The 13,183-nt window shown below is 28.7% G+C and carries 13 protein-coding genes, 1 pseudogene and 1 other annotated feature; of the genes and pseudogenes, 3 read left to right on the top strand and 11 right to left on the bottom strand.

The annotated features are described in order from the left end of the window. Positions 1-36 precede the first annotated feature (36 nt). On the bottom strand, positions 37-1,149 hold the full coding sequence (locus O0R46_RS03330) for a 3D domain-containing protein (protein ID WP_269312161.1): 1,113 nt from the start codon (positions 1,147-1,149) through the stop codon (positions 37-39). Between the two features lie 457 nt (positions 1,150-1,606). Here O0R46_RS03330 and O0R46_RS03325 point away from each other — a divergent pair, with 457 nt between their 5' ends. Both O0R46_RS03325 and O0R46_RS03320 read left to right on the top strand, forming a co-directional pair. Then, positions 1,607-2,089: a hypothetical protein gene (locus O0R46_RS03325; RefSeq protein ID WP_269312160.1), complete on the top strand. Its 483-nt coding sequence runs from the start codon at positions 1,607-1,609 to the stop codon at positions 2,087-2,089. Between the two features lie 20 nt (positions 2,090-2,109). Beyond that, positions 2,110-2,454, top strand: a complete 345-nt coding sequence (locus O0R46_RS03320; protein WP_269312159.1) for a hypothetical protein — start codon at positions 2,110-2,112, stop codon at positions 2,452-2,454. Positions 2,455-2,585: 131 nt separating this feature from the next. Here the strand turns inward: O0R46_RS03320 and rplT are convergent, their stop codons facing one another. From rplT to O0R46_RS03295, 5 genes and pseudogenes are all read right to left on the bottom strand, one after another. After that, positions 2,586-2,942 (bottom strand): 50S ribosomal protein L20, encoded by a 357-nt coding sequence (rplT, locus tag O0R46_RS03315; protein WP_269312158.1) that lies wholly within the window; start codon positions 2,940-2,942, stop codon positions 2,586-2,588. A gap of 25 nt (positions 2,943-2,967) precedes the next feature. Continuing rightward, entirely contained in the window at positions 2,968-3,165 is a 198-nt protein-coding gene (rpmI, locus tag O0R46_RS03310; protein WP_269312157.1) for a 50S ribosomal protein L35, read from the bottom strand. A 26-nt stretch (positions 3,166-3,191) separates the two neighbouring features. Further along, a complete protein-coding gene (infC, locus tag O0R46_RS03305; RefSeq protein ID WP_269312156.1) occupies positions 3,192-3,710 on the bottom strand; it encodes a translation initiation factor IF-3 in 519 nt (172 codons plus the stop codon). 272 nt (positions 3,711-3,982) lie between these two features. Next, positions 3,983-4,849: a methionyl aminopeptidase gene (locus O0R46_RS03300; RefSeq protein ID WP_269312155.1), complete on the bottom strand. Its 867-nt coding sequence runs from the start codon at positions 4,847-4,849 to the stop codon at positions 3,983-3,985. A 113-nt stretch (positions 4,850-4,962) separates the two neighbouring features. After that, positions 4,963-6,393, bottom strand: a pseudogene (locus tag O0R46_RS03295) (carboxylesterase family protein). Positions 6,394-6,659: 266 nt separating this feature from the next. Here O0R46_RS03295 and O0R46_RS03290 point away from each other — a divergent pair. Then, positions 6,660-7,262, top strand: coding sequence for an ECF transporter S component (locus O0R46_RS03290; RefSeq protein WP_269312154.1), 603 nt, complete (start codon positions 6,660-6,662; stop codon positions 7,260-7,262). 39 nt (positions 7,263-7,301) lie between these two features. Here the strand turns inward: O0R46_RS03290 and O0R46_RS03285 are convergent, their stop codons facing one another. The 5 genes from O0R46_RS03285 to O0R46_RS03265 all read right to left on the bottom strand — a co-directional run bounded on the left by O0R46_RS03285 (position 7,302) and on the right by O0R46_RS03265 (position 13,161). Continuing rightward, entirely contained in the window at positions 7,302-7,730 is a 429-nt protein-coding gene (locus O0R46_RS03285; RefSeq protein WP_269312153.1) for a hypothetical protein, read from the bottom strand. A 323-nt stretch (positions 7,731-8,053) separates the two neighbouring features. Further along, positions 8,054-9,979, bottom strand: a complete 1,926-nt coding sequence (gene thrS / locus O0R46_RS03280; protein WP_269312152.1) for a threonine--tRNA ligase — start codon at positions 9,977-9,979, stop codon at positions 8,054-8,056. 138 nt (positions 9,980-10,117) lie between these two features. Then, positions 10,118-10,333: a binding site (T-box leader), on the bottom strand. Positions 10,334-10,479: 146 nt separating this feature from the next. Continuing rightward, positions 10,480-11,088, bottom strand: coding sequence for a DUF445 domain-containing protein (locus O0R46_RS03275; protein ID WP_269312151.1), 609 nt, complete (start codon positions 11,086-11,088; stop codon positions 10,480-10,482). 96 nt (positions 11,089-11,184) lie between these two features. Beyond that, on the bottom strand, positions 11,185-11,880 hold the full coding sequence (locus O0R46_RS03270) for a DUF6873 family GME fold protein (protein ID WP_269312150.1): 696 nt from the start codon (positions 11,878-11,880) through the stop codon (positions 11,185-11,187). A 30-nt stretch (positions 11,881-11,910) separates the two neighbouring features. Then, the gene (locus O0R46_RS03265; RefSeq protein ID WP_269312149.1) at positions 11,911-13,161 is read right to left on the bottom strand and encodes a glycosyltransferase family 4 protein; all 1,251 of its coding nucleotides are present in this window, start codon (positions 13,159-13,161) and stop codon (positions 11,911-11,913) included. Positions 13,162-13,183 lie beyond the last annotated feature (22 nt).

The following is a 13,183-nucleotide window of genomic DNA, read 5'->3' as shown; positions in this document are numbered from 1 at the left end:
TTAACCTAAGCGCTTCATATTTTAAATCATTTTTTATTAGTCAAGTACTACTATTTCTAAATTTCTTCTACCAAAGTCATTAGCCTGAGCTTCTGAATTCATAAATATATCTATTTTAGTTCCTTTTATAACCCCGCCTGTATCATTGGCTATAAAAACTTTATTGAAATATGGTATATACACTCTTGATCCTAGAGGTATTACACTTGGATCTACTGCAATAGTACCCCATCTTGGAGCCTGACCTGATGCTGTAGTTCCATCACCTGCATATGCAGTAGCATTGGATGTATAAGTCTTTCCTGAATACCCACCCTTACTTGAAGATGTATTTGCTTTTGAAGTAATATTTTCTTTATTTACTTGCTTGTTTTCATAGTTTGTATTATTCTTGTAATTTTCTTTACTTTGAGTATTTGATTTTTTATTTGTTTTTACTTCTTGAACATCTTCTGATACTTGTTCATTTTTCTTATATTTATTTGACTCAGTAGATTTTACTTTGTTTTTTGAATAATTATTATTTTTTGAGTAGGTTCTACCTGCGTATGCACCATCTGAATCAAATTCAAACGATTCACCATCTATTTGAGTAGTACCTCTTACACTATGACCATTTTCATCAAAATAATACTGTACTCCGTCTATTTTGGCCCATCCGTATACTCTTACTCCATATCTATTGTAATATCCATAGTGGCCATTTTCATTAGTCCAACTACCCTTTGTATTTCTACTCTGTCTAACACTTACATTGTCATCATCGTTTTCTTGGTAATTCTTTTTATTGTTAACAGTATCATTTTCTTGACTATCATATGCTCTACTTATATAAGCACCTTTTGAACTAAATTGATATGATACACCATCAACCTCATATATTCCTGTAACTTTATGCCCATTTTGATCAAAGTAATATTGTACTCCATCTATTTTGGCCCATCCGTATACTCTTACCCCATATCTATTGTAATATCCATAGTGGCCATTTTCATTCACCCATGTTCCACCAGTTCTCTTTTTATTTAATTCACTTTTATTATATTCATATTGTGTACCTTGATATGCATTTGCTTGTGTATCAATTGTAGCTCCTACAAAACTTAGTCCTAATAAAATACTCGATGCTATCGTTATAGTTCTTTTCATAACACTCTCCTTTTGTTTCATTATTGTATAAATATTTGTAACTTTTTTGTTACTTTTTAACGTTACAACTATATATTCTAATATAAATATTACAAAAAAGCAACATTTTTATTTTTATTCCTTTTTAATTATTACATTTCTTAAACTTTAAACTTTATTAAATTAAAGTTATAAACCCAATTTAAATTTTATACTATAATATCAAATATTAAATTATTAAACAATAAGATATAATATCCTTCTTTAAGCAAATATTTATGAATACGTGTTTTCTTTTTTAAAAAAGACTAATAAATTAAATTTTTCTGATTTTTTTAAAATTTAACTTTTAAAATAAAATTTGCTGGGTAAATAAGGATTAAGAGAAACAAAATAATTTGTTAGTTATATTATAAAAATTATTTTTGTTTATTTTATATACTAACATAAAAAATAATAATATAAAGGAGTGAATATTATGTTAATCACAGACGGAATCAGAAGAAGAATGGAAGATGCAGTATTAGAAAGAAGAAGAAAAGAAAGAAGAAAAATGAATGCAGTTGGATTATTTGCAGGTGCAACTGGTTTACTAGTAGGTGCATTTTTAGTACCAGAAGATAAGAAAAACATGGTAGTTGATAAGGCCAAGGAAGCTACTGAAGAAGCAAAGGCACAGGCTCAGAAAATTTCAAATGATGTTACGCTAAAGTCTAAAGAACTTGCTAATAAAACTCAAGATATAATTGATGAACAAAAATGCAAATTAAATGAATCAAAATCTAAAATTAAAAGTTATTTAGATAATAAGCAGGAAGAAATGATAAGTGTAAGCGATAAAAAGAATTTACAGGCTGATATACAGGAAGCTAAAAAAGATATAAAGATATCTGCTAATAACATTAAATCTGATGCTGAAGTATTAAAGGAAGATATAAGTCACTTACCAAATAATAAGTAATAATATAAAGGAGGAATCTTATGAGTTTTACAATAGATATGGAAGTTCTGAACTTTATATTAGCTATAGTTGGTATAATAGCATTGGTTTTCCTAATAATGTTATTTGCTAAAGTAATAGGCTTATTAAAGTCAGTTCAGAAAATACTAGATAATAATGAATCGAATATAGATTTAACTATATCTACTTTACCTAGCATAACTAGAAATGTAGATGGTATACTTGATAATACCAAAGATATATCTGCCGTTGCAGTTGATGTTGCAGCCGATGTATTAGATGTAAAAGAAAAAGTTAAATCAACTGTTAAAACATCTGTAGATGTTGCTAAAATAGTAAAGACGACTTTTAAGGGCAGATGTTAGACCCCTTAAATTATAGACATATGGATATTTTACCCCCAAAAATATTATATAAAACGACCACAATGTGGTCGTTTTTTGTTTATATATACTTGCAATAAAAAAGCAGCTGTAAAATACAACTGCTCAGGATATTAAGCTAAGTTAGATTTAGCTACTTCAACTAATTTTGCAAATGCTTCTGGATCAGCTATTGCTATTTCAGATAACATCTTTCTGTTAACATCTATATTAGCCTTCTTCAAACCGTTCATGAATTTAGAATAAGACATGTCATTCATTCTACATGCAGCATTTATTCTCTGTATCCATAATTTTCTGAAGTCTCTCTTTTTCTGCTTTCTACCTATATATGCATTCTTTAAAGCCTTCATTACGAACTGGTTAGAAGTCTTATATAATTTACTTCTTGATCCTCTATATCCCTTCGCAAGCTTTAATACTTTTTTATGTCTCTTATGGGCATTCATACCCTTCTTTACTCTTGCCATTATACTTCCTCCTAATATCTATATCCTACTTGTATGGTAATAATTGTGCTATTCTCTTTGCATCTCCATCACTTACTAAAGTTGACTGTCTTAAATTCATCTTAGTTTTCGCAGATTTCTTAGTAAGTATATGACTCTTATAAGCCTTAGCTCTCTTTAGCTTTCCGCTTCCTGTTCTTTTTAATCTCTTTGCTGCACCTCTATGTGTTTTCATCTTTGGCATAACAAAATCCTCCTCTCAAATTTTATCTATTTCTTTGGATCTATAATCGCAACCATATTGTTACCCTCAAATTTTGGGGCTTTATTTGGTTCTCCAAACTCATTTACTAATTCGATGAATCTCATCATCACTTCTTTACCTATGTCCTTATGACCTAATTCTCTACCTCTAAATCTAAGTTCAACTTTAACCTTATCTCCTTTTTGTAGAAATTTAATTGCCTGATTAGATTTAGTCTTTAAATCATTATCTCCAATACCTGGTCTTAATCTAATTTCTTTGACACTTACAACCTTCTGCTTTTTCTTAGCATCTTTTTCTTTTCTTGCTTGCTCGTATCTAAACTTACCGTAGTCCATGATTTTGCAAACAGGAGGCTCAGCATTTGGAGAAATCATTGCCAAGTCCAAGTTTTTTGCACTAGCAGCTTCTAAAGCTCTATTAATTGATACAATTCCTAACTGTTCTCCAGTTTCTGATAAAAGTCTTACCTCTTTAACTTTAATCTCTTCATTGATTAATATTTGTTTACTAATACTAGACACCTCTTCTTTCTAAAAATAATAAAGTCTAAATGGAATACTACTCCAACCCGGTATGGTAACTTTTAATTTATACAATAAAAAAGACGGATAGTAATCCGTCATAATAAGCATAATTATAGCATACAATAAATTGTATTTTAAACTTATTAACCACACTAAGCTTTGCCGTATGGTGAGAACAGATTCTACTTCTTTTCTACTCTATCTATTCTACACCATGGCATTTTTTTTGTCAATATGTTATATTTATTTTTTTCTAATCTTTATATTTATTACCAAGATATTAGTTCATATCCGTCCTCTGTAACAAGTATTTGGTGTTCCCACTGAGCTGATAGTGAACCATCTCTTGTATATGATGTCCAACCATTCTCCTTATCTACATATACATTTGCTTTTCCAATATTAATCATAGGCTCTATTGTAAATACCATACCAGGTACCATCAGCATTCCAGTATCTCTTCTTCCAACGTGAGAAACAAATGGTTCTTCATGAAATTCATTTCCTATTCCATGTCCTCCAAACATTGTAACCACAGAATATCCATGTTCATCAGCATGTTCTTTTATTGCTGCTCCTATATCACCTATATGTCCCCAAGGTTTAACTTGTTCTATACCTTTTTCTAAGCATTCTTTTGTAAATTCTACTAGTTTTCTTGCTTCATCAGATACATTCCCCACCATAAACATTCTTGAAGCATCTGAAAAATATCCATTTTTTATAGTAGATATATCTACATTAATAATATCTCCATCTTTTAAAATAACTTTTTCACTTGGTATACCGTGGCAAACTTCATTATTTATTGATGTACAACAAGACTTTGGAAAACCCTCATAGTTTAAAGGTGCAGGTATTGCATCGTGTTCTATAGTATAATTATATACTAACTTATCTATATCTTCAGTACTCATTCCTGCTATTATTTTACCTTCTAAAAAATCTAGTATTCCTGTATTAACTTTTGCACTGATTTTTATTCCTTCTATATCTTTAGCCGTTTTTATATTAAATCTTTCTGGTACTATATGACCTTTTAATTCATATTCTCTTATTTTTTCATCTAAACTCATATGGCATTTTTTATATTTTAAACCACTACCACACCAGCATTTATCATTTCTACTGTCCATTTTTACCTCCTATAATATTACTTTACCCTATAATCATACCACAATATTATAGATTTAGAACATTAAAATAAATAATCTACACATACTACTATCTAAAATAAAACTAGTTTATATCATTCATATAAACTTATATCTTTCCATAGATCAAATTTTTTAGAATTAGGATTATATTCAATGCTTGGTCTAGTGTTGAGTATAAATGTAAATTTATTCTTTTCATCATATTTTTTCCAAGTCATTGGCCAATTACCATTAGGATTTCCATTTTTACAAAATTGAACAAAACCTCCATGCATAAATTCATATATTTTTTTCAGTCTCTTTTTAGAAGTTAATTTATTGAACTTATAGGCTGTGCCTTTCCAAGTATCAAGAGCCGAACATATATCTGTAGCATGCGTTGCCCCTAATTCCATAATTTCATTTAAGAAAGTAACAAAATCATACCTATATGAATATACGTCATTATATTTACTCTGAGCTATAGTACATTTAATCGAATCTACCCAAAATAGCCTGTCACTACTAATTGATTGCATAGCATTTTTTTCATTCAAATGGCCATATATTTTTTTAAACTCTTCAAATTTATTGGCATAGTTATTACTGTATAACATTTTTTTTATTTCTAACCATGTTCTGGGTATAGTATTCATCATATAAAATAAGTTACCCTCATCTTTAGTTGTTCCAAAAATACATTTTACATCTTTTGAAATACCTAATTCTAATGCTTCCCACGCTTTATAAGGTAACAAATCATCAATTACCGGACCTGATACAAATAACCCTGGAAATAATTTATTATTTCTTTTAAATACTTCTTGTGCTGCAGGATAAAAATCCTAATAAGTCATATCTCTCAACTTATAAACTTGATCTTTTTCTAAACCTAACTTTTTAAGAAATATCCCATTGTTTAATTCCTGTGTTCTATAAGTGTTTATATTGCCTGCTAAGCCGCTCATTGCAATAGCTTTATTAAAATATCCTCTCATATATGGACAAGAAAGCATTGCATAAACTCCCGTGCCACCGGCTGATTCACCGCATATCGTAATATTTTCAGAATCTCCACCAAAATTTTCTATATTATTTTTGACCCATTTAATCGCTATCATCATATCAGATATCGCACAGTTAGAGTCAAAGCTAGAATCTAATTTTGAAAAATCATAAAATCCAAAAGGTCCTAATCTATAGTTAAAGTTTACTCCTATAATTCCATCCTTTGGAAAGCTTTGAAGAGAAAATTCAGGCGCCGAACCCTCACCATTATGATTGCCACCACCATATATCCATATAAAAACAGGGGCTTTGATGGCTTTCTTAGGGGACCATATATTTAAGTATAAGCAATCCTCACTTGATTTTATTTCATTTTCTTTTAAATTTACTAATATACCACCACCAAATTGATATGGTCTATTAGACATTTTTCTACAATTTAATATTCCATCCCAACTATCTTTTTTTACAGCTCTCTTAAATCTAAGCTCATTAATTGGTGGATTTGCAAAAGGTATGCCAAACCATTTATACATACCATCTTCTTCAAATCCTTCAATCAAACCGGATTCTGTATTTATAATCAAACTCAAACTTATCAACCTTCCCTCGAACTAATATAGGTTTAATTTTAAACATTATTGCTTAATCTATATTATAACTCACCTTCATTAATATTTAAAGAAAATACTAGCATTGTACCCATACACTCTTATTTTTAATTTAGCTTTTAACTATTAGATTGACTTTTAATTGCCTTGAATATAGAATCAATTATAGATTCTATGTGGAGGTATTATAAATGAATAATAAAAAAATAGCAAAATTAGCACAAGCTGCAATATTAGCCGCCCTGTGCTTTGTAACATTTACTTTTTTACAAATTAAAATACCAGTTCCTGGTGGAGATGCAACATCAATACATTTTGGTAATGTATTTTTAGTATTAGCCGCATTATTACTAGGTGGAATGTATGGTGGATTGGCTGGTGCAATAGGTATGACTCTTGCAGATTTGATGGATCCAGTCTATATATTAGTGGCACCAAAAACTTTTATTTTAAAATTAATAATAGGATTAATAATTGGTGCAGTGGCTCATAAAAAAGCTCATATAAATGAACATATAGATAAAAAATATGTGTTTAAATGGTCACTAATAGCTTCAATATTAGGTATGACATTTAACGTTTTTGCTGACCCTATAGTAGGATATTTCTATAAAATATATATATTAGGTCAACCAGCAGACATAGCTTCAATTTTAGCTAAATTGAGCGCTGGAGTAACTTTTTTTAACGCCATTACCACAATTATAATAGCTATGGTTATTTACAGTGTATTAAGACCAATACTAATCAAATCCAATCTATTATTAGACTTTAAAAGAAATACAAATAATTAATAAAATATCATAAATATAAAAATAACTGAGAGTTAACTCTCAGTTATTTTTATATGCTTCTATTCTATTAGTTATGAATATAATAATAAATAATAGAAAATATATTAATGTATTATTTATTAACTCTTTGATATTTAATTCTCTTATAACTTCGACATTATTATATACTGCAATCTCTAAAACTGTCGGTATAGTCAAAAATAAAAATAAATTAAGTACTGATAGTACCATGTTAAACATAGCTATAAATTTTATGTATTTATTTTTTACATAATACACTAAAAAATAACTGATTATGGATAGTAGAGAATAAATAGTAATTGCATTTTTCATATTATCAGCTCTTATACTCTTATAAATCAAAAATAATATTGGCATAAATACAAAAATTTTTAAGAGTATTGAAACAATTTTTCTCTGATTAATTTTTTTTCCAAAAAGTTCATTTATTTTATAAATAGTATTCATTCTACAGTCACCACCATTTTTACAGTTATTTATTATCTATCCATTTAGCATATTTATCTTATATATTATAATTTTTCGCTAAATACATTAATAGTATAACATTTTCGTTAAATAAGTTCTATAATATAGTTACGATAATTATAAACAAATTTTATCAATGTTTTTGATAATCTTGACAATATAATATAGAAAAAAGTTATAAATATTAATTGTCAAAATCTATCTTCACTCAAAAAGATAAAAATAGAGAATCTATATAATTTTATTGTCCTTTTTTAAATAAATGATAAAAGCGCCATTTAATGGCGCTTTTATCATTTATTTTATAGTACTTCTACTTCTACATTTTCTCTGTCAGAAATTTGCTTTTGGATTTTTTCTAAGAACTCTTCTATCTTCATTTCTCCTAATTCACCTTCATCTCTTGATCTAACAGAAATATTTCCACTTTCGCTTTCCTTTTCTCCAACAACTATCATATATGGTATTTTTTCTAGCTGAGCTTCTCTAATCTTGTATCCAACTTTTTCAGTTCTGTCATCAAGTTCTACTCTAATACCAGCATCAAATAGTTCTTCATTTACTTTATTTGCAAATTCGGCATATTTATCAGATACTGATATTACCTTTACCTGACAAGGTGCAAGCCATACAGGGAATTTACCTGCATAGTTTTCTATTAATATACCTGTAAATCTTTCAATTGAACCAAAGCAAGTTCTATGTAACATTACCGGTCTATGTTTTTCTCCATCCTTGCCTACATATGTAGCATCAAATCTTTGTGGTAGCTGCATATCTAACTGAACTGTTCCACACTGCCAAGTTCTACCTATACAATCTCTTAGATGGAAGTCTATCTTAGGTCCATAGAATGCACCATCACCTTCATTAAGTATATATTCTACACCCATCTCTTCAAGAGCACCTCTTAAACCATCTTCAGCTATTGACCATTCTTCATCTGTTCCCATAGAGTCTTCTGGTCTTGTAGATAATTCTATATGATAGTTAAATCCAAACTTCTTATATACTCTATCAAATAGTTTTATAACACCAATTATTTCTTCCCTTATCTGCTCTGGTAAACAATAAATATGAGCATCATCTTGTGTAAAGGCTCTAACTCTCATAAGACCATGTAATGCTCCAGAAAGTTCATGTCTATGTACTCTACCTCTTTCAGCAACTCTCATAGGAAAATCTCTATAAGAATGTAAAGAAGATTTGTAATGAATTAATGATCCTGGACAGTTCATTGGCTTGATCGCATAATCTTCGTCATCTATTTTTAAAGTATACATATTTTCTTTATAATGGAACCAATGCCCTGAAGTCTCCCATAACTTTCTATTTAATATTAAAGGAGTTTCTATTTCTACGTAATGAGCTTTTCTATGTTCTTCTTCCCAATATTTCATTAATGCAGCTTTTAATGCTGTACCTCTTGGTAGGAATAGTGGAAATCCGGGTCCTTCATCAGGAATCATAAATAAAGCTAATTCTTTTCCTAATTTTCTATGGTCTCTCTTCTTAGCTTCTTCCATCATCTTTAAATAATCATCTAAGTCTTTCTTCTTTTCGAATGAAGTACCATAAACTCTTTGAAGCATTTTATTATTTTCATCACCTCTCCAATAGGCACCTGCTATTGATTGAAGTTTGAAAGCTTTTATTTTCTTTGTTGATTGAAGATGTGGTCCACTACATAAATCAACAAATTCACCCTGTCTATACATTGATATCACTTCACCATCTGGAAGGTCTTTAATCATTTCTACTTTATAGTCTTCTCCAATTTCTTCCATCATGTTGATAGCTTCTTCCCTTGAAACTTCAAATCCTTCTATATCTAAATCTTCTTTAACTATCTTTTTCATTTCAGCTTCTATTTTTTCTAAATCTTCTGGAACTAATCTATAATCTAAATCAAAATCATAGTAAAATCCATTTTCTATTGCTGGACCGATAGCTATTTTCGCTTCTGGATATAGTCTTTTTAGCGCTTGTGCGAATATATGTGCACTTGTGTGTCTAAATACTTCCTTACCTTCAGCATCATCGAATTTATAGAAACTTACTTTACAGTCTTTTTCTACTTTTTCATTTAGTGATGCCATCTTGCCATCAATTGATCCAACTAATACACTTCTAGCAAATCCATCACTTATTCCTTTAGCTATATCTAAAAGTGATGATCCTTTTTCAACTTCCACTATATTTCCGTCTTTTAATTCAATCTTTAACATAATAACCTCCGACATTTTTAAATTCTTTATTTTTAAAAAAACCATATTTACCCGTCATCTTCTGAATATACATAATTTCCGGACAATTAATTAATTCAGTCAATTTATGTAAATAAAAAACTCGTCTCCAAATATAAAATTTGGGACGAGTGTGTTCGCGGTTCCACCCAAGTTGGTACAAAAATAGTACCCTCTCGAAGACTTTAAGGCAGTCAACCGAGTCTTTTCACATATGCTACTGGACTCTGCTCAAAGGTAGTTTTCAAATAAGTCTGTCTAGTCGAACTTTCAGCCGGTGATTCAACTTCTCTGTAGATGATATTTATTTTACTTTTCCTTTTTCATCGCATTTATATGATATTTAAAATATTAACATATACTTTTTTATTTTTCAAGTCATTTTTAGAATATTTTATTTATTTTTTATTAATAATCAAAATATTAATAAAATTAAATTTATAACAAGTATTTCCACTTCAAATATCTACAATAATTTAATTTTATATAAATACTGTTATTAATCCCTGTACTATACCAATTATAAATCCCAACAGTAATCCTAAATTTTCTATATGAGTCAATTCTTTCTTAGATAAATTTATTATCATATTTTCAAGTTCAATCAAGTCTAGTTCATTTATTTTTTCTTCCACCATCTTGGCTATATCTATTCTAGATTTAGCTTTATCTTTAGCTAATTCCATCAAACTATCTAAACCTCTATCAAGTTCACTTTCTACTATTTCATCTATTGATGAGAATATCATAGGTTTAAACATAGATGGTATAAATGATATTTTTTCGTTTATTATAACTTGAAGTCTAGCTTTAGCATATTCTTTTAATCTGTCTTTATCATCTTCCACTATTAAATTTTCAATAATAGCATCATAATCTACTAACTCTTCTCCTACGGCTTTACCTATATTATATGCAATTTCTGATTTTCTCTTAGGTATTAAACCCACTATTTCATATCCTATAATTGGTATTCTTATTGGATTTAGTGGTTTAAAAAGCATTTTCACTGCTATTACATTAGTACTATATCCAATTATTCCCCCTACTACAGCTAGTAATAATATTCTTATAATTATTTCTTTTCCCATTATTTCCTCCATTTATAAAATTCACTTACAATAATATTATATTTATCTTTATTAAATCTAAATATTTAGATTTAATACTATTATTTTTTATTGCTACTAAAAAACTATACAAGATCCGTAGTCTCTCAGTTTCCCCTCACTTAAACAAACAATTTTCTTATTCCTATATTCTATAAATTTTCTTATACTTTGACCATCTGGATGTAAATCTATATTGCCAAAAAAACATATAGTTTCATCTCCTAGTTTTCCGGATGCACCGCCAATAAAACCATAGTCCATATCAAATAAATCAATATGCCCAGCTTGAATTAATAATACATCTAGCCCTTCTTCTATAACATTTTTATATATACCCTTATCAGATGTTATTAAAGATTTTTGATCAACTTGGCATATTGAACAGTTCGCATAACCTTGATTAATATCTATAAGTTTAGTTCCATTCTTTTTTAGCTGTTCTAATACTATTTTATCAGTACACTCAATGTTTGCAATTGCGTATTCACCCATATAAGAAACATTATAGGCAACATCTTTAGGATAATTTTTAGATAAACGTGTAGAACCACACTCAATTTTTTGGCCTTTCAAAATTATACTGTAATATTCATATGATTCAGGGCTAGCAATAAATATTTTACCATCAAAAAATAGGCATATATCGACATGAGATTCTATAGCACTATAGAGATACTCATGCTTATATGATTCAATCACATTGTATCCTATTGATGACAAATTACTTTTTATTTCTTTGCTAATTCTTCTATCGACTATTATATTTTTCAAAATAGTACCTCTACTTCTTATAAATATAAATTATTTATTTACTAGTTCATATAATTTTTTACCAAGACTATCCCATGATAAACTACTTATATTAATACTAGTATTTCTATTTCTTTTTCTATAATCAATAGCCTTATCCAAGGCTTTTGAAATATCTTCTATAAACTGAGGTATATAATCTTCTTTTGGTTGAGATACATTTATCATTTCCGGTAATTTTACAAAATTCAACAAGTCATTCGATACTATATCTTTACCTAGCCATCCTCTCATCCCCTCTATATCACTACATATGACATAGTTTCCACAAGCCATTGCTTCTAATATTACCAGTGGCAAGCCTTCATAGTACGAAGGTAGTACAAATATATCAGAACAATTTAATATTGTTGCCATTTTTTCTTGACTTACTCTTCCTGTAAATTTTACACAGTACTTACAAGTAGATGCCATTTCAAGTATTGTTCTATATTCATTTTCATCACTTGCCTGTCCCATAAAAACAACTTCTATATCGTCTTTTTCATATTTTAGTAAATTTAACGCTCTAATAAATTCTCTTAGCCCCTTACTAAAAGCAATCTTTCCTGCATAAGCTATTTTAATTACTTTTCTTTTATATATTTTACTTTTAATATTTTCATTTATATTAAATATTTTTTTATTATATCCACTTCCCAATACTTCTACTTTTTCTCTATTTTCAATAGCAAATATCTCTATAATATCTTCTTTTTGTGCATCGTGTAAAGCAAATATAATATCAATTTTAGGTATCATTTCAAGAATGTACTCTTTCATAAAAATATTTGTTTTCAATTGTCTTAAACACGTTCCATGGCAAATAGCACATACTTTTATATTTTTATACTTTTTTTCTATAATTTCTACGCAAATAGAACTTGTATAATATAGATGATGACATATTATTAAATCAGGTTTGAAACTATTAATTTTTTTTATTAATACCTCTTCAAAAACAGATTTTATTGCCATCGCCTGGTAATTAGTAATATCTCTGTACCTAGTGCTTGGATAAGGCATATTGTCACTCATTCCAGGAACATTAAAATCAAGTTTACCAGTATTATATACAACTGCTTCAACACTAACATTTTTATTAAATTTATTTCTTATTTTTTCTATGTCATCATATTTATCAATACCTACAATCATAGCTTGCTCACTGGATAAGTTTCCCATAGCATCAATTATTCCAGTCATATATACACCACTGCCTGTATAATCTGGCTTTTGAGCACTAATGTGCAAAATTCTCATAAAATATCCCCTCATTTAACTA

This window comes from Peptostreptococcus equinus (assembly GCF_027125355.1).
GTDB classification, from domain to species: Bacteria; Bacillota; Clostridia; order Peptostreptococcales; family Peptostreptococcaceae; genus Peptostreptococcus; species Peptostreptococcus equinus.
Note: the sequence above shows the minus strand (reverse complement) of the source record. Positions and strands in the feature narration are given on the sequence as shown.